The organism is Brevundimonas sp. DC300-4, assembly GCF_049897365.1.
Lineage (GTDB): Bacteria > Pseudomonadota > Alphaproteobacteria > Caulobacterales > Caulobacteraceae > Brevundimonas.
Genome location: NZ_JAFCWC010000002.1, coordinates 396988 through 422757, shown reverse-complemented (window position 1 = coordinate 422757; position 25770 = coordinate 396988). Strand labels below are relative to the sequence as shown.

The window sequence follows — 25770 nt, the reverse complement described above, 5'->3', positions numbered from 1 at the left end:
GTCGCTGTGTCTGTTGGGTGACGTTGAGCGCCTACCCCGCCACCTGTCCGAAGTCGGCGACCTTGCCCATCACCGCCCGGACCTGACCCAGCAGCTTCAGGCGGTTGTCGCGCTCCTCGGCCACGTCGGAGTTGACCATCACGTCGGTGAAGAAGGCGTCCACCGGCGCGCGCAGACGGGCGAGCGCCGTCATGGCGGCGGCGAAGTCCTCGGCGTCCAGAGCCGCGTCGACGGCGGTGCGGGCGGCCTCGGTGGCGAAGACGAGTTTGACCTCGGCCTCTGGCTGGTTCGGCAGGCCGGTCTGGACCATGCCGGTCGGGACGGCGCCCTTCTTCTCCTCGGCCTTGAGGATGTTGGAGGCGCGCTTGTAGCCGGCCAGCAGATTGGCGCCGTCGTCGGTCGACAGGAAGGCGTCGAGCGCCTCCACTCGTGCCACCAGTTGGTCGATGAAGATCTCAGTCGTTCCAATCGTAGCAAAGGCGGCCGCTGCGATGTCGTGACGTGAGCCACGTTCACGGAGAAGCACAACGAGCCGCTCTTCCACAAACTGCAGAAGAGCCTCAATCCGATCGACGACGTCCAAGTAGCCAGCGCCGCGCATCCGTTTGGCATGCTCGACTGCGATGAAGTGGAGGTTGATGCGAGCCTTCGCTTCCAGCACCAGCCGGATCACCCCCAGCGCCGCCCGCCTCAGCGCGAATGGGTCCTTCGATCCCGTGGGCTTCTCGTCGATGGCGAAGAAACCAACCAACGTATCCAGCTTGTCGGCCAGGGCGACGGCGACGGTTAGTGGCGCGGTCGGGACCGAGTCGGCCGGGCCCTGCGGTTTGTAGTGGTCGCGGATGGCGTCGGCGATGGCCTCGGGCTCGCCGAAGGCGCGGGCGTAGTAGCCGCCCATGACGCCCTGAAGCTCCGGGAACTCGCCGACCATGCCGGACGCGAGGTCGGCCTTGGCCAGGCGGGCGGCGCGTTCGGCTTGATCCGGATCGGCGCCGACCAGCGGGGCGATCTCGCGAGCCAGGGCGGCGATGCGCATCGTCCGCTCGGCCAGGGTGCCGAGCTTAGCGTGGAAAGTGACGCCGCTCAGTTTCGACAGCCAGGCGTCGAAGCCGACCTTCTTGTCCTCGCCCCAGAAGAAGCGGGCGTCGTTCAGGCGGGCCGAGAGCACGCGGCTGTTGCCGGCGGCAAGCGCCACGCCGCCGTCCGAGGCCTCGACATTGGCGACGACGATGAAGTTGGGGGCCAGCTTGCCGGTCGCCGGGTCGCGCACCGCAAAATACTTCTGGTGCACCTTCATCGACAGACGCACGACCTCGGGCGGCAGGTCGAGGAACTGCGGGTCCATGTCGCCCAGAATCGGCGTCGGCCATTCGGCGAGGCCGGCGACCTCGTCCAGCAGGCCGTCGTCGTCGACCAGTTCCAGGCCGCGCGCATGGCAGGCGGCGCGGGCGGCCTCGAGGATCTTCAGCTTGCGGTCGGCGAAGTCGAGCAGGACGAAATGCTGTTCGAGCTTGGCGCGGTAGTCGGCGAAATCATGGACCGCGAACGGCTTGCCCGCCCCCATGAAACGGTGGCCCTCGGTGACGGCTTCGGCCGGCATGTCGTCGATCTCGAACGGAACCACCCGGCCGTCGAACACGGCGAGGATGCGCTTCAGCGGCCGGACCCAGCGCAGCGTGCCGTCGCCCCAGCGCATCGACTTGGGCCAGGGGAAGCCGCGCACGATCTGTTCGACCATGTCGGCGACAAGATCCGTCGTCTTCTGGCCCGGCTCACGGACGAGACCGTAGAAAAAGCCGTCCCGCTCGGTCAGGTCGGCGCGGGTCAGTTCGGTCTTGCGCAGGAAGCCCTCCAGCGCCTGTTCCGGCGCCGAGGCCCGCGGCCCGCGCACCTCCTCGCTGCGTTCGGGCGTGGCGGCCGGCAGGCCCTCGACCACCAGGGTCAGCCGGCGCGGGCCGGCGTAGGTGGTCAGGGTGTCATACGTCAGCCCGGCGGCCTTCAGCCGTTCGGTCGCCATACGTTCGAGGTCGCGCGCGGCGCCCGACTGCATGCGGGCGGGGATCTCTTCCGAGAACAGTTCGAGGAGGAGTTGGGGCATTACAGGCTCGAATTATATCCGCGCATCCCCGCGAAGGCGGGGATCCAGTTCTGTTGTGAGGCACGGTGCGTGGGATGAGGGTTCGCGCTCTGCCGGTCAGGCCTGTCGCCCAAAGCACTCGGTCCCCGCCTTCGCGGGGATGCACGGAAATGGGGGGCGGTCATGCCGATGCGCGCTCTTGTTCGACATACGCCAGCGCACAGGCCTTACACAGGTCGCGGATGCGGCCGATGTAGCTCTGGCGTTCGGCGACGGCGATGGCGCCGCGGGCGTCCATCAGGTTGAACAGATGTGAGGCCTTCAGGACCTGGTCGTAGGCGGGCAGGACCAGCTGCTGCCCCTGGGGCCCGGTCATGGCGAGGAGACGGGTCGATTCCGCCTCCATATCCTCGAACCGGCGCTTCAGCCCCTCGATGTCATAGCCGTGGAAGTTGGCTTCACTCTGCTGACGCTCGTTCTCGAGGAAGACCTCGCCATAGGTCAGGCCCTCCTTGGTGAACTTCAGGTCATAGACGTTGTCGACGCCCTGGACATACATGGCCAGACGCTCCAGCCCGTAGGTCAGCTCGCCCGAGACGATGTCGACCTCGATGCCGCCGACGCCCTGGAAATAGGTGAACTGGGTCACCTCCATCCCGTCGCACCAGACCTCCCAGCCCAGGCCCCAGGCGCCCACGGTGGGGTTCTCCCAGTCGTCCTCGACGAAGCGGATGTCGTGCAGTTTGGGATCGATGCCGATGGCCCGCAGCGAGCCGAGATAGAGGTCCTGCAGGTCGTCGGGGTTAGGCTTCAGGATGACCTGGAACTGGTAATAGTGCTGGAGCCGGTTGGGGTTCTCGCCATAGCGGCCGTCGCCGGGGCGGCGGCTGGGCTGGACATAGGCGGCCTTCCACGGGCGCGGGCCGAGCGCGCGCAGGACCGTGGCGGGGTGCAGGGTGCCGGCGCCGACCTGTTCGTCATAGGGCTGCAGGATCGCGCAGCCGCGATCGCCCCAGTATTTCTGCAGGGTCAGGATCAGGTCCTGGAAGGCAAGCGGTTCTGTCGGTGCGGCCACGGGGGAGTCTTTTGGGCAAGGAGAAAGGCGGCGGACCCTAGAGTCTGCCGCCTTTCAACTCAACCAACCCGGAAAGAGATTACGACTGCGGACGCGGGGCCGGGGTCGGAGCCTCGTCGGCGTCCTCGTCATCGACCTGACCGTCGGTCGGGTTGGGCACGGTCGGCGAGGCGACGGTCGTCGTGGTCGCGGCCGGCTGGCCGTTCGGCGCGTTCACGCTGGTCGCCGGGCGCGTCGTGGTCGTTGTGGCGACGGGCGGAGTCACCTCGTCGACGGTGTCGTCAGCCGGCGGGATCGCCGCGTCCGCGTCCTCACCGGCGGGAGCGGCTGCAGGAGCCGTCGCCGCCTCTGCGTCGCCGGTGGCGACCAAAGAGTCGGCCGGGTTCAGCACGCGGTCGATGATGAAGATCGAACCGTTGCCGGCATCAATGTCCGCCGTGGTCACCGTGGCGTTGTCGACCTTGATGGCGTCGCCGGTGCCGTCCAGTTGCACTTCGGTGGTGGCGGCGGTCTGGACGCCGCCCCTGGCGCCCTCGATCTGACTCGAGTTCACATCGGCCACGACCACATGGTACAGCAGCACCTGGCGCAGCTCGTTGACGTTGGCGGGGTCCATCAGACGCGTGCGGTCGGCTTCAGGCAGGGCGGCGAAAGCCGCGTCGGTCGGGGCGAAGATCGAGATCGCCGACTGGGTGCTGAGGGTCTCTGTCAGTTGGGCGGCGTCAAGCGCGGCCAGCAGGGTCGTGAACTGGCCGTTGGCACGCAGCACATCCACCACATTGTTTTCCACGACAGCGGCAGTTTGTGTCGAAGCGGCGGCATTCGTCGCGGCCTGGGCTGCGGCGGCGGCCGGCGCCTCGACCGGTTCTTCAGCGGCGACCGGCGGGGTGGCGGCAGGGCCAACCGGCGCCATTGGCGCGGTCTGGGCGAAGGCGGAACCGGCGCCGAACAGGGCCACGGCGGCGGTGGCGGTCAGAAGACGAGTGCGAAGCATGACAGTATCCTTTTCAATGCTGCATAGGCCGCCGAGGAGAATACGCTCGCGGCCCGTTACTCAGTGTTACGAAGCCAGTAAAAGTCTCTCACCCGGCACAGGTTCCACATGGCGTTGCTATTTAGTGGACCAGGACAAAACTTCGGGCGCTCTCACGGCCATCTCTGGGCGACCGTTACGATAATGCCGTTACCTTGCCTTATTGTGCAGATTTCGCCGCATCATCGCCCAACACCGTCGCCTCCACCCACCAATGGCCGTGGTTGCTGCGCAGGTTGGCTGCTGCGCGCCTGGCGCTCTCGCCGTCGTCGAACAGGCCGAAAACGGTCGCGCCCGATCCCGACATGCGGGTCAGGCGGGCGCCGGTCGCGGCCATGGCAGACAAAGCCGCGCCGATTTCGGGCTCAAGGGACACGGCGGGCGACTGAAGGTCATTCCGCTGACGGGCCAGCCAGTCGATCACGGTTGCGGGCGACCAGTCCTCCGGTGGGGCGGGACGGTCAGCGGACCTCGTCGCTCCGGCGTCGTAGGCGCGGTATACCGCCCCGGTCGGGGACGGCCGGCCCGGATTGGCGAGAACCGCGTGCAGCGGCGGAAGCGCGGGCTCGAAGGTCAGCCGGTCGCCGATGTCTTCCGCCCAGGCCGATCTTGCGGCGAGGCACATGGGACCATCCGCGCCGGCGACGCGCGAGATGCGCGCCAGCTCGACCTCGGTCAGGTCGGGGCCCAGCGCTCTGGCGGCCAGCCTCAAGGCGCTGCCGGCGTCCGACGATCCGCCGCCCAGACCGGCCGCGATCGGAAGGCTTTTCTCCAGGGTGATGGCCAGAGACGGCTCGCCGATGCCCGCCACATGTCCCAGTTCGCGCATGACCCGCAGGATCAGGTTGTCGTCGTCGCTCGCCAGGGCTTCCGCGAACGGACCGGTGACCGTCAGGGACAGGCGATCCGCTTGGGTCACCCAGACCCGGTCACCGACGTCGGCGAAGGCCACAAGGCTGGACAAGGGATGGTAACCGTCGGCGCCGGGCACGGCGACATGGAGGAACAGATTGATCTTTGCCGGAGCGAGAGCCGACAGCGTGTCGGGCCGGGGCGTGGTCAGAGCTCCAGCCCCTCGGTCAATTTGCGCTCGACCTCGGCGCGACGTTCGTCGTCGGGGTCCAGGGTCAGGACGCGGTTCCACTGGAAGCCCGCCTCGCGCCGGCGCCCGACCTGCCAGTAGGCGTCGCCGAGGTGGTCGTTGATCTCGGCGTTGGCGGGCTCCTTGGCGACGGCCTGCTCCAGGGTGTCGACGGCGGTGTCGAACTGGCCCTGGCGATACTGGGCCCAGCCGAGGCTGTCCTGGATGTTCCCGTCGTCAGGGTCGGCGGCATGGGCGCGGGCGATCATCTCGGCGCCCTCCGCCACCCGCGTGCCGCTGTCGACCCAGAGGTAGCCGAGATAGTTCAGGTAGGACGGCTCGTTCGGCTCTTGCTGCAAGGCCGCCCACAACTGCGCCTCCGCCTCGGTGATCCGGCCGAGGGATTCATAGGCGGCGCCGCGCATGAAGCGGACGTTGGCGCCCTGGTTCCCCGTATCCAGCAGCGGGCCGTTCAACAGGGCCAGGGCCTCGTCGTACCGCTCCAGCTGCAGCAGCTGGCCGGCGGTGACAAAAGCGATACCAGGATCGGTCGGGTTCGCCTCTCTTGCCGCCTGGAAGGCAGCAAGAGCCTCGTCCAGCCGCTGCTCCTCGGCCAGACTCAGGCCGATGGCGACCTGGGCGCCCGCATAGAGGGGCAGGTCGCTGCGCGGAACCTGGGACAGGGCGTCCCTAGAGGCCGTGTCCAGGTTCGCCTTGGCCAGGGTCTGACCCAGCAGATAAAGGCTGCCCGGCTCGGACTGCAGGTTCAGCGACAGGCGCAGATAGACGACCGCGAACTCGTTGGCGTTCTCGCTGGACGCCTGACGCGCGGCGATGACCAGGGCGCGCGCGGCGCCGTCGCGATAGTCGGGGAGCGCCGGGGGCCGGCCCCGGGCGTCCACACGCGCCTTGGCGGAAACGATGGCGGGATCCTGAGAACCGGCGGCCAGGGTCGTATCGTAGAAGGCCAGGGCGTCGGCGCGCTTGCCGCGACGCTCCAGGAACTCGCCATAGGCGGCGCGGAACAGGGGGGCGGCGCGGGCATCGAAGGCCAGACCCTGGAGTTCGGCCTCGGCTTCGTCGTAGCGACGGCGGTGCTCCAGCAGCTGGGCGCGATGGTAGCGGCCGAACAGGACAGTGATCGGGTCGCCGGTCGGGTTGGGTTCAGCCAGGGCCGTGTCCCAGTCCCCGGCGGCGGCGGCGATCCACGGGCCGATCAGGGCGGCGGCGCGGGCATGGGGCGCCAGGACCGGACGCATCTTGAGCGCCTCATTGCCCACGCGAGCCTCGCCCGCCACCAAGGTCTGGACCACCGACACCAGGGCGCCGGCCTCGCTGAACGCCGCAGGCGTGGCGTCAGAACTCGGCGAGATCCGCGCCGCGACGTCCAGATCCCCGGCCAGGAGGGCGGCGGTGAACGCCTGGTCGCGGACGGCCGGCTGTTCCGGCGTCAGGGCTTCGACGGCGCTCAGATAGGCGGACCCCGTCTCGGCCTCTCCGCGGCTGAGGGCGGACCGGCCGGCGAGGTAGAGACCATAGGCGGTGCGCCCCTGGTCATCGCGCGGCGCGGGGGACCAGACGCGGGGAATGGCCTCGATGGTCGGCGCGGGCGAGTCCGCGTTCTCGCCGACCACGATCATGGGAGCGGGGATCGGCGGCTCGGGCAGGACGTCCCGAATCCGCGGCGCCGGGTCGGCCACCGGCGGCGCCGCCTGGGCGAAAGCGGGGGCCGCCGTCAGGGCGGTGAAGGCGACGAGGATCGAGCGGAGGGAGGCGTGACGCATGTCGCCGACATTCACCGGCTTATGCGGCGACGACAAGGCACACTCCTCCCCCATCGGGGGGCTTGCGGTCGGCTCGTATACGAGCGGATCCTCAAGGCTCGGAGCGAAGCGGAGAGACGGAGGGGGCTCTTCCCGGACTCCGGCGTCTGTGGCTAGCCCCCTCCACCACTTCGTGGTCCCCCTCCCCCGACGGGGGAGGATTCACATGTTCGGATAGTTCGGGCCGCCGCCGCCCTCGGGGGTGGTCCAGACGATGTTTTGCGACGGATCCTTGATGTCGCAGGTTTTGCAGTGGACGCAGTTCTGGGCGTTGATGACGAATTTCGGATCGGTCTTCGCCACCTCGTCGGCATAGATGACCTCATAGACCCCGGCCGGGCAGTAGAGGCGCGCAGGCTCGCCGTATTTGGGCAGGTTGACCCGGATCGGGACGGTCGGGTCGATCAGCTTCAGGTGGGCCGGCTGTTCCTCGGCATGGTTGGTGTTGGAGATGAACACCGACGACAGCTTGTCGAAGCTGAGCTTCCCGTCCGGCTTGGGATAGACGATCGGCTTGTGCTTCGAGGCGAGTTCGGTCGAGGCGGCATCCGTCTTGGCGTGCTTCAGCGTCCCGAACAGCGAGGCGCCGCCGAAGAGGGTGCCGAACCACATGTCGAAGACGCCCAGCGCCCCGCCCAGGGTCGTGCCGAACCTGGTCAGGAAGGGCTTGGCATTGCGGACGCGCTTCAGCTCCTGGAAGACCCAGCTGTTCTCGTAGGCGGCCTGGTATTCGACCAGCTCGTCGCCAGACCGCCCGACCATGACAGCCTCGTAGGCGGCGTCGGCGGCCAGCATGCCGGTCTTCATGGCGTTGTGGCTGCCCTTGATGCGCGGCACGTTCACGAAGCCCGCCGAGCAGCCGATCAGGACGCCGCCGGGGAAGGACAACTTCGGCACCGACTGGAACCCGCCCTCGGTGATCGCGCGCGCGCCGTAGGAGATGCGGGTCCCGCCCTCCAGGTGCTGGGCGATGGCGGGGTGGTGTTTGAAGCGCTGGAACTCGTCGAACGGCGACAGGAAGGGGTTCTTGTAGTTCAGGTGCACGACGTAGCCGATGGCCACGTAGTTGTCCCCGAAGTGGTACATGAAGGAGCCGCCGCCGGTGAACTCGTCCAGCGGCCAGCCGGTCGTGTGCTGGGCCAGGCCCGGCTGGTGCTTTTCGGGGCTGACCTGCCACAGCTCCTTCAGGCCGATGCCGTATTTCTGCGGCGACTTGCCGTCCTGCAACTTGTGGCGGGCGATGATGGTCTTGGCCAGCGATCCGCGCACGCCCTCGGCGATGAAGACATATTTGCCGTGCAGTTCGATGCCGGGCTGGAAGTCGCCGGTGGGCTGGCCATGCTTGTCGATGCCGAAGACGCCCGCGACGACGCCCTTCACCCGGCCCGACGGTTCATCCCAGACGACATGGCTGGCGGCCATGCCGGGATAGACCTCGACGCCCATTCCCTCGGCCTGCTCGCCCAGCCAGCGCGTGACGTTGCCCAAGGAGGCGATGTAGCAGCCGTCGTTGTGCATCATCGGCGGCAGCATCGCCATCGGCAGGCTGACCTGGCCCATCGGACCCAGGACCATGAACCGGTCCCTGGTCACCGGGGTCTCAAGCGGCGCGCCCATAGCCTTCCAGTCGGGGAACAACTCGTTCAGCGCCTTGGGGTCGATCACGGCGCCCGACAGGATGTGGCCGCCGATCTCGGCCGACTTCTCCAGCACGGCGACCGAGATGTCCTTGCCGTCCTTCTCGGCGCGCTGCTTGAGGCGGATGGCGGCGGCGAGGCCGGCCGGGCCGCCCCCGACGATCAGGACGTCGTATTCCATGACCTCGCGCTCGACGCCCGCGAGCGCCTCCAGCGGCGGCAGGTTGTCGAGGACGGCCTCCTGAGCCGCAGTTTCGACGCCGCCTTCGATCGCTTGCTCGGCCATGTCGCTTCTTGTTCCTCGTACGTCGGGTGGGCTTTATTGTTTATGGGCACTTATCGGAAGGTGACGCGAGGGCGGTCAAGGCTTATCCCTGACCCTGCCCTGCCATGAACGCCGAACCCCGAGACATCGCCGCCGTCGAAAGCCTGCTCGCCTTCTGGGCTGATGCGGGGGTGGGCGCCTGTTTCGAGGAGGCGGCGGTCGACCGGACCATCGTCGTCGCACCCGCCCTCAAGGCCGTGACCAGGGCGACGGCGTCGGTCACGCCGGTCGTCGACATGGTCGACGCCACCTCGGACGCGCGACGTCTGGCCCATTGTGCGGACACGATGGAGGCGCTGGCCGAGGCCGCCGCCCGCTTCAAGGGCTGCGAACTGGTCGGGATGGGCGCCAGGGGCTGCGTCTTCGGGCGGGGCGATCCGCATGCCCCGATCCTGATCATCGGCGAGGCGCCTGGAGCGGAGGAAGACGCGGCAGGCGAGCCCTTCGTGGGCAAGGCCGGCAAGCTGCTGGACAAGATGATCGCGGCGGCCGGGCTGACCGGCAAGGTCTACACCACCAACACCGTCTTCTGGCGGCCCCCGGGCAACCGGACCCCGACACCCCAGGAACAGGCCGTTTGCGCGCCGTTCGTGGAGCGGGCCTTCTTCCTGATGAAGCCGAAAGCGGTGCTGCTGCTGGGCGCGGCGGCGGCCAGGGGCGTGCTGAAGACCGACGAGGGCATTATGCGGATGCGCGGCCAGTGGCGCGAATGGCGGCTGGCCGAGGGCGACGTCTCAGCGCCCGTGATGCCGACCCTGCACCCCGCCTTCCTGCTGCATCAGCCCCAGGCCAAGCGTCAGGTCTGGGCGGACATTCTGGAACTGGCCGTCAAACTGGACGGACAGGAAAACGCCTGAAACCACAGTTACAGGGTTCCATGCCGCTGATGTGATTGAGGCATCGACCGCATTGCGGCATACTTCTTGTTTGACGACCGATCGCAGAGCACGCGTCTCCTGAATCGAGACGGGAACGCGAAGCACGAGGGGGCCGCCGCCTTGTTCATTATCCGCCGCCGCGCCTTCCGGGCGCAGACGCTCGCCTTTGTGATGGCCGCCGCGTCGGCCGCCGCACTGCCAGCCCTCGCCGCCCCCGAATCCTATCTGTCGGCCGTCGCCTCAGAGATCGGGGCCGAGGGCGAACAGGGCATCCGCATCAGCACCAACGCCCTCTCCAACGCCGATCGGCTGAGCTACACCACCGCCTTCGACGCCCTGCGTCGCGGCGATCTGGACGCGGCCCGCGCCTCCGCGCTCCAGGCCGGCGACCGCGTCCTGCTGGGCCAGGTCGAGTTCGAGCGGATGTTCCACCCGAACTATACCGCCTCCTATGACGAACTGGCGGCCTGGCTTCAGGACTATGCCGACCTGCCGAGCGCCCAGCGCGTTTACGCCCTGGCCGAGCGTCGTCGCCCGGACGGCGCCGAGGCGCCCCGCCGCCCGACGGGCGCCTATTTCAGCCGCACCTGGGACGCGGTCGCCGCGGGCGGCGGCAACTCTGAGGCCGATCCCGCCAAGGCCGCCCGCGTCGCCCTGAACCGCGACGACCTGCAGGGCGCCGTCAGCCAGGGCGAACAGATCGGCGACTGGTGGGTTGTGGGCCTGGCGGCCTGGCGCACCGGCGACTATCCGCGCGCCTACACCGCCTTCGAACGCGTCGCCGTCGATCCGACCGAGGACGGCTGGACCCGCGCCGGCGCCGCATTCTGGGCCGCACGCGCCGCCGGCCAGATCGGCCGTCAGGACCGGATCCCGGAGTTCCTGCGCCTGGCCACACGCTGGCCCGCCACCTTCTATGGCCAGATCGCCCTGCGTCAGCTCGGCGAAGAGCCGGTCATCCTGAACGGCGACGGCCCCACCCCCTATGAGGCGGTCGCTCGCACCTCGTCGGCCAGCGATGGCCCCGTCGGCGTCAATCAGCGCGAGATGGACGACTTCCTCAACGAAGACCCGCGCGCCCGGCGCACGGTCGCCTTCTTCGAGATTGGCCGCGCCGGCGACGCCCGCGACGAACTGCGCAACGGCCTGCGCACCGCCAGCGATCGCACGCGCCGCCTGTGGACCGGCCTCGCCCGCGTGCTGGGCCCACGCCTCGGAGGCGGCGGCGGCTCCGACGGCAGCCGGATCGACGTCACCAACTATCCGATGCCCGAGATCGCGCCCGAGGGCGGCTGGACCCTGGAACGCTCGCTGGTCTACGCGATCGCCCGCAAGGAAAGCGGCTTCAACGCCGAGGCCCGGTCACCGGTGGGCGCCTATGGCCTGATGCAGGTCATGCCGTCGACGGCGGCCGAGATGACCGGCGACCGCAGCTTCGTCTCGACCCCGCAACGTCTGTTTACCCCGGCGACCAATGTCCGTCTGGGCCAGACCTATGTGAACCGCATGCTGGCGCGTCCCGAGTTCCAGGGCGACCTGCTGCGCGCTGTGGCCAGCTACAACGCCGGACCCGGCCCCATGCTGGGCGCCCTGCGCCGTCTGGGCCCGAACCCCGATCCCCTGCTGCTGATCGAGACGATCGACGTGCCCCAGGCGCGCGAATACGTCGAGAAGGTCGTCGCGGCCTACTGGATCTATCAGCGCATGACGGGCGGGCCTCTGAACACGCTCGACGCCGTGGTGGCGGGCCAGACCCTGGTGCCGATCAGCCTCGACTATGTCGCCCCGCCGCCCGGCCAGGAACCCACGCCGCTGTCGACCGAGCCGGTTCAGGTCGCGTCGATGCAGCCGGTCGGAACGCGCTAGGCCCCAAATCGGTTGGACTCTGTGGACTCGGCTTGTCCGAGTCCACAGAGTCCAAATCTTGACCGCTTAGCTCGGCACACGCCAGCAAGCAGCGGATTTATCAGACCTTTTTGTATAGACCATCTCGACGACGGCCGAACACCCTACAGGATGCTGCCGACCAGCGAGGCGCAGAGGCAGCAACCTACCAGGATGAACACGCCCTAGGTCATCAGCGTCGGGCGGCGCTGGGCCTGCGGCGGAGCGATGTTCGGGGCGGTCGTCAGTTGGGCGGACATGGCGAAGGGTCTCGGGTTCAATCGGTACCGTAACGTCGTTCCCTTAAGGGCCGGTTCGCAGGTCTGATTAATCGGTCGTGACCCTGACCAAAGGCCGAACCGTGACAGCGAGGCCCGCCCATTCGAGGAAGTCCGGCTGCTGTAGCAGCGCGGCAACATATGTGGCCGCCACGCCATCCACGTCCCCGTGGTCCGCCAGATCGATCTGATAGTGACGGAACCGGGCGGCCAGCGGCGTGAAGAAGGCGTCCGGCATCGACCACTCGCCGAACAGGTAGGGCCCGCCCGCGCCGAACCGGGCGCGCATCTCGGTCGCGATGGAGACGAAGCGGCGGACGTCGGCGGCGACCGATTCGCTCGTTGGGGTCGGCGCCCGGTCTGGCCCGACCATGGTGTGGATCACGCCCGCAGCATCCGGACCCATGCCGCATTCGCTCCGCATCGCCCCGAAGCCCGCGTGCATCTCGCAGGCCACCGACCGGGCCAGCCAGCGGGCGTGGGCATCCGACGGCCACAGCTTCGCGTTCGGGAAGCGCTCGGCGGCGAAGACGCAGATCGCCATCGAATCCCAGAGGGTCACCCCGTCGACGTTCAGGACCGGAACCTTGCCGTTGGGCGAATGCTCGGCGAGCGCCGCCGCCGATTCGGGTCCGTACAGGGGGACCTCGCGCACGGTGAACTCGGCGCCGCACCGCTTCAGCACCAGCCAGGGCCGCAGCGACCAGGTCGAGAAGGCCATATTGCCGACGATCAGTTCCACGGTCGCTCTCCCTGTGATTCTTCTTCTACCGTGCACCCCGGCGAAGGCCGGGGTCCAGACGAAGGATTACCTGGGCAAGGTCAGCGAACTCGATGCGACATCCCGGCCACCCTGTCCGTGATGTGGACCCCGGCCTTCGCCGGGGTGCATAGTGAGAGGTTGGAGCCCCGCCGCTTGACTCCGAGGGGCTCGGGACCGACACGCACGGCCCATGATCAGCCGCTATTCCCGCCCCGAAGCCGTCGCCATCTGGTCCTCCGAGACCAAGTACAAGATCTGGTTCGAGATCGAGGCCCATGCCGCCACCAAGATGGCCGAGCTGGGCGTCATTCCGACCGAGGCCGCCGAGGCCATCTGGGCCAAGGGCGAGAACGCCGCCTGGGATTCAGACCGGATCGACGAGATCGAGCGCACGACCAAGCACGACGTCATCGCCTTCCTGACCCATGTGTCGGAGACGGTCGGCGAGGAAGCCCGCTTCCTGCACCAGGGCATGACGTCCTCGGACGTGCTGGACACCTGTTTCGCGGTGCAGCTGGCGCGGGCGTCGGACCTGCTGATCGCCGGCGTCGACCGGGTGCTGACGGCGCTGGAAGCCCGGGCGAAGGAGCATAAATATACTCCAACCGTCGGCCGCAGCCACGGCATCCATGCCGAGCCGGTGACCTTCGGCCTCAAGCTCGCCGGCTATCACGCCGAGTTCCAGCGGGCCAAACGTCGCCTGATCACAGCGAAGGAAGAGATCGCCACCTGCGCCATCTCCGGCGCGGTGGGGACTTTCGCCAACGTTGATCCGGCTGTTGAAGAGTATGTCGCCGAGAAGATGGGCCTCCAGGTCGAGACCGTCTCGACCCAGGTCATCCCACGTGATCGTCACGCGGCCTTCTTTGCGGCCCTCGGCGTCGTCGCCTCCTCGATCGAGCGTCTGGCGGTCGAGATCCGCCACCTGCAGCGCACCGAAGTCCTCGAAGCCGAGGAGTTCTTCGACAAGGGCCAGAAGGGCTCGTCGGCCATGCCGCATAAGCGCAATCCGATCCTGACCGAGAACCTGACCGGCCTGGCCCGGCTCGTCCGCTCGTCAGTGGTCCCGGCGATGGAGAACGTCGCCCTGTGGCACGAGCGGGACATCAGCCACTCCTCGGTCGAACGCGGCATTGGCCCGGACGCGACCATCCACCTGGACTTCGCCCTGAACCGTCTGGCCGGGGTGATGGAGCGTCTGCTGGTCTACCCGGAGAACATGCAGAAGAACCTCGACAAACTCGGAGGCCTCGTCCACTCGCAAAGGGTGCTGCTGGCTCTGACCCAGCTGGGTCAGTCGCGCGAGGACTCCTATGAGGCGGTCCAGCGCAACGCGATGAAGGTCTGGCGTGGCGAGGGGAATTTCCTAGACTTCCTCAAGGAAGACCCGGTGGTGATCGTGCCCGACGCCGAGCTCGAGACCCTGTTCGACCTCGGCTATCACACCAAGCATGTGGACACGGTGTTCAGGCGCGTGTTCGGATAGTGCGTGCCTGAGCCCATCCGCCTGAACCCGGACCTCGATACCCGCGACTTCGCCGGCGCGTTCCAGCGCGACGGCATGGTGCAGGTCCCCGACTTCCTCACGCCCGACAGCGCCGACCGACTCGAAGCGGCGCTGAAGACGGGGACGCCGTGGGGTCTGTCGCTGACCGACGCCGCCGGCAGGGGCGAATGGCTCTCGCCCCAGGCGATCCAGACACTTGGCCGCGAGGGCCTGGCGGCCAAGGCGCGCGAAGCCATGACCGGCGCGCGGACCGGCTTCGCCTTCAGCTTCCTGTCCTATCCCATCATCGACGCCCTGCTGGCCGGGAACGAGCCGGGGCATCCGACCCATGAGCTGGTTCAGCTGCTGAACAGCCCCGAGGCGCGCGACTTCTGCGCCGCCGTGGCGGGCGAAAGGGGGATCACCAAGATCGACGCCCAGGCGACCCTGTTCCGGCCCGGCGACTATCTGACCCTGCACAACGACACGGGCGTCGGCGAACGGCGGGCGGCCTATACGCTGGGGCTGACACGCGACTGGCGGACGGACTGGGGCGGCCAGCTGCTTTTCCACGACGAGGCCGGCGACGTGCCGCGCGGGCTGATGCCGAGGTTCAATGTGCTGACCCTGTTCAAGACGCCGCAATGGCACACGGTGGCGACCGTCGCCCCCTATGCCGGGGCGCCGCGCCTGTCGATCACGGGCTGGCTGCGCGACGACAAGCCCTACGCCGAACAGGGGCGGTGACGGTCAAACGGGCCTTCGCGCCCCTCGCCGACCACTGGACCCGCGTTCTGGTCCTGGGCAGTCTTCCCGGCGACGCCTCGCTGAAGGCCGCCCAGTACTATGCCCACCCGCAGAACGGCTTCTGGCGGCTGATCGGCGTGGCCATCGGTCGCGACCTGCAGGCCATGGCCTGTCCCGACCGCGTCGAGGCTCTAAGAGTCTCCGGCGTCGGCCTCTGGGATGTGATCGCATCGGCGGAACGGACGGGAAGTCTGGATGCCGCGATCCGGTCGCCCGAGGCGGCGGACCTGCGCGGCCTGATCGCCGGACTGCCGAGCCTTAAAGCCGTCGCCTTCAACGGCGCAACGGCGGCGAGGGGCGGGCGCAAGGTTCTGGCCGACATCGAGGGGCTGACGTTGATCGACCTGCCCTCGTCCAGCCCGGCCCATGCATCCCGGACCCTCGCGGAAAAGGCGGAACGCTGGGCCATCCTGAAAGACTTCCTCGCCGAGGACGCCTGAAGGCAGGCGACGCCTGCGGCGTTTTGGCCGTTATGCATCCTTTCGGGCTCCCACCCGTCTTTACGTGCGACGCCGCCGATCACAGGCGGTTCTCAGGAGAGAAGCCATGAACACCCGTCTGCTCACCATTACCGTCGCCTCAGCCGCCCTGCTGGGCCTGGCCGCCTGCAACAGCGGCGCCGAGACTGACAACACCGCCACCGACGCCGCGCCGGCAGATGCCATGGCCCCCGCCACGACCGACCCTGTCGTGGGCGGCACCTCGATGAGCCCCAACGACACGATCGTCGCCAACGCCGCCAAGGCCTCGAACCTGACCACCCTGGTCAGCGCCGTGCAGGCCGCCGGTCTGGCCGAGACCCTGTCGGGCCCCGGTCCGTTCACGGTCTTCGCGCCGGACAACGCCGCCTTCGAAAAGGTACCGGTCGCAACGCGCGAAGCCCTGCTGGCGCCCGCGGGCAAGGCTGACCTGACCAAGATCCTGACCTATCACGTCGTGCCTGGCCGTCTGACCGCCGCCGATCTGGCCACCCAGGCCCAGGCCAACGCCGGCAAGGTCGAACTGACCACCGTTGAAGGCGACACCCTGACGGTCAATGTGAACCCGGACGGTTCGGTCACCCTGACCGACGAGAACGGCGGAACCTCGCGCGTGACACAGGCCGACGTCCTGCAATCGAACGGTGTGGTTCACGTCATCGACACCGTCGTGATGCCGGCCTGAATTTCTCGGTGAACCCTTTGGGTCTTGCTGCATTTCACTGAGGCGCAAGACGCAATAGACATCGGGTGAGGCTATCCCCCAGCCCCCGATCAAGGAAGGGCCGCAGCTCCCCCCCGCTGCGGCCCTTTTTTGTTGTCCGGAATTGAGCACCGACCCAGGAGGCCGGCGGCGGGGATTACTCCCCGGCGCGGACCTGGTCGCGGGCCATGGATGCCAGTTCGTCCATCTTGGAGCGGATCTCGCCCTCGGACACGCTCAGGCCGGAGCCCTTGAAGTCGCCGGCGATCTTGCGGAACACGTCTTCGTCGCCCGGCTGTTCGAAGTCGGCACGGACGACGGCCTTGCCGTATTCCTCGGCCGAATCGGGGCTCAGGCCCATCTTCTCGGCCGCCCACAGACCCAGCAGCTTGTTGCGCCGGGCCATGGCCTTGAATTCCTGCTCCTGATCGAGCGCGAACTTGGACTCGAAGCCCTTTTCCCGATCATTGAAGGTCGTCATCAGTCGTCAGTCCATTCGTCGCGGGCCAGAGAATGAGACGGCGCCGCCGGGGTGGTCTATCGCTCCAGACCCCTGCAACGCAACGGATAACGGCTCGCATGCGGCGTCCCGTTCACGGACGATACCCACCTGTGGCGCCGGAGTCCGCACATGGGTTCGTTTGTGTCGCACGGCAGTTTCCGCTAAGGACCGCGCGACCCATTTCCCGCACAGCTCGAGACCGGATCGCGCCGCCCAGACGAGTTTTCTGGCCGCGCGATTTTCGTTTTCGGGCGATGCGCCATCCCGTCTGGGACCAAGATGATGAATTCGAAGCGCAAGAAGATCTACGAAGGCAAGGCCAAGATCCTTTACGAAGGACCGGAGCCCGGCACCCTGATCCAGTATTTCAAGGACGACGCCACGGCCTTCAATGCCCAGAAGAAGGCGACGCTGGAAGGCAAGGGCGTCATCAACAACCGCATCAGCGAGTTCGTGATGACGCGCCTGAACGGCATCGGCGTCACCAACCACTTCATCAAGCGACTGAACCTGCGCGAGCAGCTGATCCGCGAAGTCGAGATCATTCCGCTCGAGGTGGTGTGCCGCAACATCGTGGCCGGTTCGCTGGCGACGCGCCTGGGCCAGGAGGAGGGCACGCCCCTGCCCCGTTCGATCATCGAATTCTATTACAAGAAGGATGAGCTGAACGACCCGATGGTGACGGAAGAGCACATCACGGCGTTCAACTGGGCCTCGACCCAGGAGATCGACGACATCCTGGCCATGACCCTGCGCGTGAACGACTACCTGTCGGGCATGTTCGGCGCGGTCGGGATCACCCTGGTGGACTTCAAGATCGAGTTCGGCCGCGTGTGGGAAAACGACTTCAGCCGCGTCATCCTGGCCGACGAGATCAGCCCGGACAGTTGCCGCCTGTGGGACACGGCGACCGGCGAGAAGATGGACAAGGACCGGTTCCGCCGCGACCTGGGCAATGTCATCGAGAGCTATACCGAGGTCGCCAAACGCCTCGGCATCATGAAGGACATGCCGACCGTGATTCAGGGGGGACTGCACTGATGGCCAAGGTCAAGGTTCACGTTTTCCTGAAGCCCGGCGTTCTGGACGTCCAGGGCAAGGCCGTCGAAGGCGCCCTGAAGGGTCTGGGCTGGGCCGGCGTCGCCAATGCCCGTGTCGGCAAGCTGATCGAGTTCGATCTCGATGGCGTTGAAGACCCTGCCGCCGAGGCGGGGAAGATGTGCGAGACCCTGCTGGCCAATACGGTGATCGAGAGCTACCGGATCGAACTCGCGTAGCAACCGCCACAGATGGCGGTCGTTTCAGACTCCTCACGCAAGGCGCGACCCATGACCTTCAGCCTGACCTCCAACGACATCACCGACGGCGGGACGCTGAAGGACGACCAGGTCCAGGCCAAGGGCAACACCTCGCCGCATCTGGCTTGGTCGGGGGCGCCAGAGGGCACGAAGTCCTATGCCATTACCGTGTTCGATCCGGACGCGCCGACGGGGTCGGGCTTCTGGCACTGGACGGTGGCCAACATCCCCGCCGGGATCCGCGAGATCCCGACCGGCGGTCCTGTGCCGGCCGGCGCGGTCGAGGGTCGAACCGACTACGGCGAGCCCGGCTTCGGCGGGGCCGCTCCGCCTCCGGGCCATGGTCCGCACCGCTACATCTTCACAGTCTTCGCTGTCGATGTGGACGGCCTGCCTGTGAAGCCCGAGGATTCGGGCGCCAAATACGGCTTCAACCTGCACTTTCATACCCTGGCCAAGGCGTCGATCACGGCGACCTACGAGAACAAGGGCTGAGTTGGAGGCCACTGCGAACCCTGATAGGTTTCGTCTCAGGCCGATGCGACAAACGACCTGATCTTTGAGGTGCTCAAGGCGGTGCAAAGGGATGTATCCGCCGTCCGCTCCGACATGTCCGATCTGAAGCAGCAGATGACCGCCGTTCGAGGCCACCTTGTCGCGATTCAGCAGGATGTGGGCGATATCTACAATCGCTTGGGCCATATGTAAGACCGCGTGGATCGCATAGAGGTGCGTCTCGGACTCGTCGAACCTGCGCACTGACAAGCCGGACAATCCCTGCTAAACGCCCGCGCCATGAGCGCAGCCGTCATCGTCTTTCCCGGGTCCAACTGTGATCGCGACTGCAAGGTCGCCATCGAACGCTCCACCAATGAGCGGGTCGAGATGGTCTGGCATCAGGAGACCGAATTGCCTTCGGGCCTCGACCTGATCGTGTTGCCGGGTGGCTTTTCCTACGGCGACTACCTGCGTTGCGGGGCGATGGCGGCGCAGTCGCCGGTGATGCAGGCGGTGAAGAAGGCGGCGGACGACGGGGTCGTTGTCGTCGGCATCTGCAACGGCTTCCAGATCCTCTGCGAGGCCGGGATGCTGCCGGGCGCACTGCTGCGCAACGCCGGGCTGAAATACGTCTGCAAGCCGATCTCGCTGGAAGTGACCAATGGCCAGACCCGCTTCACCGCCGGCTACCAAGGCCAGCGCGAGGTCGACATGACCCAGGGCAATGGCGACGGGAATTATTTCGCCGACGCCGACACCCTCGCCCGGATCGAGGGCGAGGGTCAGGTCGTGTTCCGCTATGTCGACAATCCGAACGGCTCGGTCGGCGATATCGCCGGGTTGCAGAACGCGCGTGGCAATGTGCTGGGGATGATGCCCCATCCGGACCGCGCCTTCGAGGCCGAGCTTGGCTCTGCAGACGGCGCGACCCTGTTCCGGTCGATCTACGCGGCTGCCTAGGCTTCGTCGGAATTCTCGTCGCGTTCCAGGGTGCCATCGGCGCCGGATTCGCCGATCGAGGCCAGTTCTCTGGCGCCGACGCCCAGACCCTGTTCCAATGCAATATTGGTCTCGACTTCTTCGGTGTCGGGGTCAGGCGATTCGGCGGGAATTTTGGGATCGATCATGGTCGGCTCTCCTGTTCGGGGGATGTGCAAGAGATAGCGTATCGCCGAACAGCCGGTTCCGGCTGAACTTTGATACGTGATGTGCGTAGTGTCGGGTATGAGCACCTCGCCCCATCCGACTCTCGTTGCCGCCGACCCGGCACGGCAGACCCGAAGGCTGGCTGTCTTCGCCTGCATGGTCTTCGCGCTTGCTACCGGCCAACTGCAACAACTGGTGAACCTCGGGCAATCGCCGGCCGAGTTCGCTGCTGACAGCGATGCGACCCTGCGGGTCGTCGGCTGGGCCTTCGCCATCTGGGGGCCGATCTATCTGGGGCTGATCACCTACGCCGTCCGCCAGTTGCTGCCGAAGACACATGAGACCGAGATGCTGCGCGCGTTCGGCTGGCCATCGGTGCTCGCGCTGCTCGGTATCGGCTGGTGGATCATTGCGGCAGCGTGGGATCTGGAAGTCGCCACGATCGTACTGATCTTCGGGTCGCTGATCGTGCTGCTCATTCCGCTGGTGCAGAAAGCAGACGCCATCCGAAGGCTCGGAAAGGGCGACCGAGACCGATGGATGACGATCTGGCCGCTCGCTGCGCTGGCGGGATGGCTGACCGTGGCGGCGCCGGTGAACCTTTTGACCGTCGCAACAGGCAACGGCGACCTGCCGGCCATCCTTCCTCCGACCGCGTGGGCGCTGGTCGCTGTAGTCATCGCGGCGGCGCTCGGCCTGTTCGTCACCTTGCGGACGCGGGTGCTGGCCTACCCCCTACCGGTCGCCTGGGGGTTGTTGGGCGTATTCGTGGCCGAGCAGGAGAGGGGCAATGCCGTCCTGGCGTTCGGGTCCCTGGCGGCATCGCTGGTGGTGTTGGGGGGCGGCCTGATCATCGTGCTCGGACTGAGACGGGTCGCGACCTGAGGTCAGCGGTCCAGTTCAGGCGGGTGCTTGGGTTCACGCGAGAGTCCCGCTATGAGGCGCGGCCATGAGCGTTCCTGAAAAGACCATGGCCGAACTGGCCGCCGAATACGGCCTGAACCCCGCCGAGTATCAGGTCGTCCTCGACCGACTGGGCCGCGAGCCGAATCAGCTGGAGCTGGGCGTCTTCTCGGTGATGTGGTCGGAGCACTGCTCCTACAAATCGTCGAAGATCCATCTGGGAAAATTCCCGACCAAGGGGCCGCGCGTGATTTGCGGCCCGGGCGAGAACGCGGGCGTCATCGACATCGATGACGGGGATGCATGCATCTTCAAGATGGAGAGCCACAACCACCCCTCCTACATCGAACCCTATCAGGGCGCGGCGACGGGCGTGGGCGGGATCATGCGCGACGTCTTCACCATGGGCGCGCGCCCGGTTGCCCTGCTGAACGCCCTGCGCTTCGGCGATATCGGGCATGAGAAGACCAGGCGGCTGGTGAAGGGCGTGGTGTCGGGCATCGGCGGTTACGGCAACTGCGTCGGCGTGCCCACGGTGGCGGGCGAGACCAACTTCCATTCCGGCTACAACGGCAACATCCTGGTCAACGCCATGTGCGTGGGCCTGGCGAAGTCGGACGCGATCTTCTACTCGGCCGCGCCGGGACCGAACATGTCGGTGGTCTATTTCGGCTCCAAGACCGGCCGCGACGGCATCCACGGCGCGACCATGGCCTCGGCCGAGTTCGACGAGGATTCCGACGAGAAGCGCCCGACGGTCCAGGTCGGCGATCCCTTCGCCGAGAAGCTGCTGATCGAGGCGACGCTGGAGCTGATGGCCTCTGGCGCGGTCGCAGCGATCCAGGACATGGGCGCGGCGGGCCTGACGTCTTCGTCGGTCGAGATGGCCGGCAAGGGCGGCGTGGGGATCGAACTCAACATGGATGCCGTCCCCCAACGGGAAACCGGCATGTCCGCCTATGAGATGATGCTGTCCGAGAGCCAGGAACGGATGCTGGCCGTGCTGAAGCCGGGCCGCGAACAGGATGGACACCGCATCTTCGAGAAGTGGGGCCTGGACGCCGCCGTCATCGGCATGACGACAGAGACCGGCCGGTTGGTGCTGAACCACCACGGCGAGGTGGTCTGCGACGTGCCTCTGGCGCCGCTGTTCGACGATGCGCCGCTGTATGACCGGCCGTGGGTTCAGCCCGCGCTGCATCCGCGCCTGTCGCCGGGCGAGGTTCCGGCGCCGACGGTGTGGGAAGACGCGGTGCTGAAGGTGCTGGCCTGTCCCGACATGGCATCGAAGCGCTGGATCTGGGAACAGTACGACCGCCATGTGATGGCCGACACCCTGCAGGATTCGGCCACCGGCGCCGACGCCGGCGTGGTGCGGGTGCACGGCACGGACAAGGGTCTGGCCATGACCTCGGACTGCACGCCTCGCTACGTCCAGAACGACCCCTACGAGGGCGGCAAACAGTGCGTCGCCGAGGCGTGGCGCAACCTGACGGCCGTCGGCTCCCTGCCCATCGCCATCACCGACAATCTGAACTTCGGCAATCCGCAGCGGCCCGAGATCATGGGTCAGATCGTCCGCGCCATCGACGGCATGGCCGAGGCCTGCCGCGAACTGGACTTCCCGGTCGTGAGCGGAAACGTCAGCCTGTACAACGAGACCAACGGCGTCGCGATCCCGCCGACCCCGACCGTCGGCGCCGTCGGCCTGCTGACCAACTATGACATCGTGACCGGCTTCTCGACCATGGAGGCCGGAGACTCGCTGGTCCTGATCGGCGAGACGCAAGGCGAGCTGGGCGCTTCGATCTATCTGCGCGAGGTGCTGGGCCGCGAGGACGGGGCGCCGCCGCCGGTGGACCTGAAACTGGAGCGCAAGACCGGCGACTTCGTGCGCGCGATGATCGAGGGCGGTCGCCTGACCTGCGTGCACGACCTTTCAGACGGCGGCCTGATCGGCGCGGCTGCGGATCTGGCGCTGGCCTCCGATGTCGGGGTGGTGCTGGACGCCTCAAGCGCGACCCACGCCCACGTTCTGCTCTTCGCGGAAGACCAGGCCCGCTACCTGGTCGCCGTTCCGAACCCGCAGGACGTTCTGGCGGCGGCGCGCGAGGCGGGTCTGCACGCCTCTGTCGTCGGCCACGCCATGGGCGATGCCTTCGCCTCGACGGACCTGTTCAGCATCCCGCTGAAGCATCTGCGGGAAATCCACGAGGGCTGGATGCCCGGCTGGATCGAGGGCTAACATAAAGAAAAGCCGGACCGCCTCGAAGACGGCCCGGCGAACGCTGAGCCAATCGATTGGAGCCTCAGTTCGACTCGGAGATCAGCAAGGTCGAGGACGAAGCCTCGCCGACGGCGCCGACCCAGACATCGTAGGCGCCGCTCCGCGGACGGCTGAAGTTGACGATCGGGTTTAGGCCCTGGGCGTCGTCGTTACAGTACCAGCGGCCGTCGGGTCCGTTGATGACGAGGCTGGTGTCACCGTTGGAGACGACCCCGAAGCTCAGCGGGAACGAGCCGGCCGTATAGGTGAACTCATAGTCCGGCGCGCTGGCGATCATGCCGACGCAGGAACCGCGCAGGCGCGAGGCGTCAATCGACCCGCCTGAATAGATGCTGACACGGATGGGATCCGGGGTGAAACCGGCGCGGGCGCGGGTGGCGCCCGATGTAGCGGCGGCGCTGGGATTCTGGGCGACGGCCGACGTGGCGGCGGCCATCAGAGCGGCGGCGATGGCTGAGGCGAGAAGTACAGTACGCATGGGTTGGTTTCCTCTGGTTTGAAAGGGTGTTGGACCGACGCGGCGCGGGGCTCCGACAGAGCCTGGACCCGAAGACGAGGCCCGGCATCATCAGTCCGGATGAAAGCTTCAGTAGTCGAGGCTGCCTTCGGTAATGACCAGGGTCGCGGGACCCGCATCGCCGACGGCGCCGACCCAGATGTCGTACTGGCCGCTGGGCGCCCGTCCCCAGACCAGACCCGGATTGAGGCCGCTGTTGTCATCGTTGCAATAGAAGCGGCCGTCGGGCCCGTTGATCACCAGGCTGGTGTCGGTTCCGGCCAGGACGCCGATGGCGAGACGACCGCCGGCCGAGCTGAAGTTCAGCACGACGTCGGGGCTGATTCCGACCGTCCCCACGCAGGAACGTCCCAGATCGGAGGCCTGATTGCCGCCGCCCGAATAGAGTTCGACCGTCACTGGATCGGGAACGAAACCTGCGGACAGGGACACGCTCTGCTGCGCTGATGCGCCCGTAACAAAAATGGCCGCTACACAGAGCGACACCGTGAAAATCACTGTTTTCAATCTCAGCCCCTACCCTGGTCAGACAGCCCCCTGTCGTCGCATAACATGACTCCCTAAAGCACGACCTTTCAACCTTCTTGTTTCTGACGACATCGTGCGTCCTGTCACACAGGTGCAGTATGCGGATCCGCGCTTCGGAGTTCGCCATGTCCCTGTTCCTGTCTCGCCGCCTGCTCCTGACCGGACTCGGCGCCGGTTCTGCGGCCGTCACCCTGCCTCGCGAGGGCCTGGCCCAGGCGGTGTTCGATGAGAACCCTTTCCAGCTGGGCGTCGCCGCCGGCGATCCCCTGCCCGACGGGTTCGTCATCTGGACGCGGCTGGCGCCGCGGCCGATGGAGCCCGGTTACGGGATGCCACGTCAGGCGATGGCCGTGACCTGGGAGGTCGCCGCCGACGTCGGTTTCGGCACGATCGTGCGTTCCGGCGAGGCCGTAGCCCGCCCGGAACTGGGGCATTCGGTCCATGTCGAGGTCGAGGGGCTGGAGCCCGGCCGGCCTTATTTCTATCGCTTCCGCGTCGGCAGTGAACGTTCTGGCGTCGGCCGCGCCAAGACCACGCCGGTCGTGGGCGCGCCTCTGGCCCAGGTGAAGTTCGGCGTCGCCGGCTGTCAGGCGATCGAGAGCGGATATTACACCGCCCACCGCAAGATGGCCGCAGAAGACCTGGATTTCGTCTTCTTCTATGGGGACTACATCTACGAGGGACGCGGCAACCGCACCTACGGCGGGACATCGACCCAGGAGAACCTGCGCGTCCATCAGGGCGGGGAGGTCTATTCCGTCGATGACTATCGGCGCCGGTACGCCCAGTACACGATGGATTCCGACCTTCAGTCCGCGCGCCAGTCGGCGGCCTGGTTCGTGGTCTGGGACGACCACGAGATCGACAACAACTGGGTCTCCGACATCGATCAGGAGGGATCGCCGGCCGAGGTCTTCGCCCTGCGCAAGGCGGCCGCGATGCAGGCCTTCTATGAGCATATGCCGCTGCGCCGGTCGTCCTTCCCGCGCGGCTCCCAGATGCAACTGTATCGCAAGGCGACCTATGGCGACCTGCTGGACGTACATCTGCTCGACACGCGCCAGTACCGCTCGGACCAGCCCTGCGGAGACCGGTTCAACTCGAGTTGCGAAGCCATCGATGCGCGTGAGGCCGAGGTCCTGGGCGAGGCGCAGCAGGCCTGGCTGTTCGACGGGCTGAACCGCTCGCAGGCGAAATGGCAATCGCTCGCCCAGCAGATCATGGTCATGGACCTGGATCGCAACCCGGGCGACGACTATGGCGTCAACCCGGACAGCTGGGCGGGATATCGCGTACCGCGTGCGAGATTGCTGAACCATATCAAGGAACGTCGCATCGACAACGTCGTCGTCCTGACGGGCGACGAGCATCAGAACTATGCGGGCGAACTGTTCATCGACGGCCGCAATCCGGAAGGCGAGCCGATCGCGACCGAGTTCGTCGCCACCTCCATCAGCTCCGGCGGCGACGGGGTCGACCAGCGGCCCGACATGGCGGCGATCCAGTCGGTGAACCCGCAGCTGAAATTCAACAACTCGCAGCGTGGCTATGTCGTCTGCGAGGTGACGCCCGAGCGCTGGCGCACCGACTTCAAGGTGCTGGACCAGGTTCACGACCGGACGGGCGTGCTGTCGACGCGCAAGTCGATGGTCGTCGAGGGCGGCAGCGCGCGGCTTCACGACGCCTGACGGATCGCGGCCGGAAACCGGACTCCGGAAAGCGGAGTCCAGATAGTCCGTTGAGTCCGGATCGACCTGAACGA

General features: G+C 67.0%; 24 protein-coding genes. 13 read left to right on the top strand and 11 right to left on the bottom strand.

All coding sequences use genetic code 11. The features are described 5' to 3' along the window. Positions 1–31: 31 nt before the first annotated feature. The 6 genes from glyS to ACP7AZ_RS05545 form a co-directional block, all read right to left on the bottom strand. Positions 32–2098 (bottom strand): glycine--tRNA ligase subunit beta, encoded by a 2067-nt coding sequence (gene glyS, locus ACP7AZ_RS05570; RefSeq protein ID WP_426036846.1) that lies wholly within the window; start codon positions 2096–2098, stop codon positions 32–34. Between the two features lie 160 nt (positions 2099–2258). Continuing rightward, positions 2259–3152, bottom strand: coding sequence for a glycine--tRNA ligase subunit alpha (locus ACP7AZ_RS05565; RefSeq protein WP_426036844.1), 894 nt, complete (start codon positions 3150–3152; stop codon positions 2259–2261). A 79-nt stretch (positions 3153–3231) separates the two neighbouring features. Next, entirely contained in the window at positions 3232–4146 is a 915-nt protein-coding gene (locus ACP7AZ_RS05560; protein WP_426036842.1) for a fasciclin domain-containing protein, read from the bottom strand. Between the two features lie 199 nt (positions 4147–4345). Beyond that, positions 4346–5224 carry a 4-(cytidine 5'-diphospho)-2-C-methyl-D-erythritol kinase gene (locus ACP7AZ_RS05555; RefSeq protein ID WP_426036926.1) on the bottom strand — a complete coding sequence of 293 codons (879 nt, stop codon included), beginning with the start codon at positions 5222–5224 and terminating at the stop codon, positions 4346–4348. A 20-nt stretch (positions 5225–5244) separates the two neighbouring features. Continuing rightward, positions 5245–7086, bottom strand: a complete 1842-nt coding sequence (locus ACP7AZ_RS05550) for a tetratricopeptide repeat protein (RefSeq protein ID WP_426036840.1) — start codon at positions 7084–7086, stop codon at positions 5245–5247. A gap of 165 nt (positions 7087–7251) precedes the next feature. Further along, entirely contained in the window at positions 7252–8907 is a 1656-nt protein-coding gene (locus tag ACP7AZ_RS05545; protein WP_426036924.1) for an electron transfer flavoprotein-ubiquinone oxidoreductase, read from the bottom strand. A 209-nt stretch (positions 8908–9116) separates the two neighbouring features. Between ACP7AZ_RS05545 and ACP7AZ_RS05540 the strand changes: the two genes are divergently transcribed. Both ACP7AZ_RS05540 and ACP7AZ_RS05535 read left to right on the top strand, forming a co-directional pair. Beyond that, positions 9117–9908, top strand: coding sequence for a uracil-DNA glycosylase (locus ACP7AZ_RS05540; RefSeq protein ID WP_426036838.1), 792 nt, complete (start codon positions 9117–9119; stop codon positions 9906–9908). A 141-nt stretch (positions 9909–10049) separates the two neighbouring features. After that, entirely contained in the window at positions 10050–11795 is a 1746-nt protein-coding gene (locus ACP7AZ_RS05535; RefSeq protein ID WP_426036836.1) for a lytic transglycosylase domain-containing protein, read from the top strand. Positions 11796–12140: 345 nt separating this feature from the next. On the opposite strand, the gene ACP7AZ_RS05530 is transcribed toward ACP7AZ_RS05535, so the two are convergent. Then, on the bottom strand, positions 12141–12833 hold the full coding sequence (locus ACP7AZ_RS05530; protein WP_426036834.1) for a glutathione S-transferase family protein: 693 nt from the start codon (positions 12831–12833) through the stop codon (positions 12141–12143). A 211-nt stretch (positions 12834–13044) separates the two neighbouring features. On the opposite strand from ACP7AZ_RS05530, the gene purB reads away from it, so the two are divergent. From purB to ACP7AZ_RS05510, 4 genes are all read left to right on the top strand, one after another. Further along, positions 13045–14340 (top strand): adenylosuccinate lyase, encoded by a 1296-nt coding sequence (purB, locus tag ACP7AZ_RS05525; RefSeq protein ID WP_426036832.1) that lies wholly within the window; start codon positions 13045–13047, stop codon positions 14338–14340. Between the two features lie 3 nt (positions 14341–14343). Further along, positions 14344–15087 carry a 2OG-Fe(II) oxygenase gene (locus ACP7AZ_RS05520; protein WP_426036830.1) on the top strand — a complete coding sequence of 248 codons (744 nt, stop codon included), beginning with the start codon at positions 14344–14346 and terminating at the stop codon, positions 15085–15087. After that, positions 15084–15587 (top strand): DNA-deoxyinosine glycosylase, encoded by a 504-nt coding sequence (locus tag ACP7AZ_RS05515; protein WP_426036828.1) that lies wholly within the window; start codon positions 15084–15086, stop codon positions 15585–15587. Before ACP7AZ_RS05520 ends, ACP7AZ_RS05515 begins: the two co-directional genes overlap by 4 nt. A gap of 106 nt (positions 15588–15693) precedes the next feature. After that, on the top strand, positions 15694–16311 hold the full coding sequence (locus tag ACP7AZ_RS05510; RefSeq protein ID WP_426036826.1) for a fasciclin domain-containing protein: 618 nt from the start codon (positions 15694–15696) through the stop codon (positions 16309–16311). A 175-nt stretch (positions 16312–16486) separates the two neighbouring features. Here the strand turns inward: ACP7AZ_RS05510 and ACP7AZ_RS05505 are convergent, their stop codons facing one another. Beyond that, a complete protein-coding gene (locus tag ACP7AZ_RS05505; RefSeq protein ID WP_303695295.1) occupies positions 16487–16810 on the bottom strand; it encodes a DUF1476 domain-containing protein in 324 nt (107 codons plus the stop codon). Positions 16811–17113: 303 nt separating this feature from the next. Between ACP7AZ_RS05505 and purC the strand changes: the two genes are divergently transcribed. The 4 genes from purC (at position 17114) to purQ (ending at position 19587) form a co-directional block, all read left to right on the top strand. Beyond that, positions 17114–17872 (top strand): phosphoribosylaminoimidazolesuccinocarboxamide synthase, encoded by a 759-nt coding sequence (purC, locus tag ACP7AZ_RS05500; RefSeq protein WP_303695343.1) that lies wholly within the window; start codon positions 17114–17116, stop codon positions 17870–17872. Next, positions 17872–18108, top strand: coding sequence for a phosphoribosylformylglycinamidine synthase subunit PurS (purS, locus tag ACP7AZ_RS05495; protein WP_426036824.1), 237 nt, complete (start codon positions 17872–17874; stop codon positions 18106–18108). Before purC ends, purS begins: the two co-directional genes overlap by 1 nt. Positions 18109–18159: 51 nt before the next feature. Next, complete coding sequence (locus ACP7AZ_RS05490; RefSeq protein ID WP_426036822.1) at positions 18160–18624, top strand: YbhB/YbcL family Raf kinase inhibitor-like protein; 465 nt, start codon at positions 18160–18162, stop codon at positions 18622–18624. A gap of 300 nt (positions 18625–18924) precedes the next feature. After that, positions 18925–19587 carry a phosphoribosylformylglycinamidine synthase subunit PurQ gene (gene purQ, locus ACP7AZ_RS05485; protein WP_426036820.1) on the top strand — a complete coding sequence of 221 codons (663 nt, stop codon included), beginning with the start codon at positions 18925–18927 and terminating at the stop codon, positions 19585–19587. On the opposite strand, the gene ACP7AZ_RS05480 is transcribed toward purQ, so the two are convergent. Further along, a complete protein-coding gene (locus ACP7AZ_RS05480) occupies positions 19584–19754 on the bottom strand; it encodes a hypothetical protein (RefSeq protein ID WP_426036818.1) in 171 nt (56 codons plus the stop codon). The genes purQ and ACP7AZ_RS05480 overlap by 4 nt on opposite strands. Positions 19755–19851: 97 nt before the next feature. Here ACP7AZ_RS05480 and ACP7AZ_RS05475 point away from each other — a divergent pair, with 97 nt between their 5' ends. Both ACP7AZ_RS05475 and purL read left to right on the top strand, forming a co-directional pair. After that, on the top strand, positions 19852–20658 hold the full coding sequence (locus tag ACP7AZ_RS05475; protein ID WP_426036816.1) for a hypothetical protein: 807 nt from the start codon (positions 19852–19854) through the stop codon (positions 20656–20658). A gap of 64 nt (positions 20659–20722) precedes the next feature. After that, the gene (purL, locus tag ACP7AZ_RS05470; protein ID WP_426036814.1) at positions 20723–22921 is read left to right on the top strand and encodes a phosphoribosylformylglycinamidine synthase subunit PurL; all 2199 of its coding nucleotides are present in this window, start codon (positions 20723–20725) and stop codon (positions 22919–22921) included. Between the two features lie 64 nt (positions 22922–22985). On the opposite strand, the gene ACP7AZ_RS05465 is transcribed toward purL, so the two are convergent. After that, positions 22986–23441 carry a peptidase S1 gene (locus ACP7AZ_RS05465; protein WP_426036812.1) on the bottom strand — a complete coding sequence of 152 codons (456 nt, stop codon included), beginning with the start codon at positions 23439–23441 and terminating at the stop codon, positions 22986–22988. Positions 23442–23549: 108 nt separating this feature from the next. Then, a complete protein-coding gene (locus ACP7AZ_RS05460) occupies positions 23550–23978 on the bottom strand; it encodes a peptidase S1 (protein ID WP_426036922.1) in 429 nt (142 codons plus the stop codon). A gap of 155 nt (positions 23979–24133) precedes the next feature. Here ACP7AZ_RS05460 and ACP7AZ_RS05455 point away from each other — a divergent pair, with 155 nt between their 5' ends. Then, complete coding sequence (locus ACP7AZ_RS05455) at positions 24134–25696, top strand: alkaline phosphatase D family protein (RefSeq protein ID WP_426036810.1); 1563 nt, start codon at positions 24134–24136, stop codon at positions 25694–25696. Positions 25697–25770 lie beyond the last annotated feature (74 nt).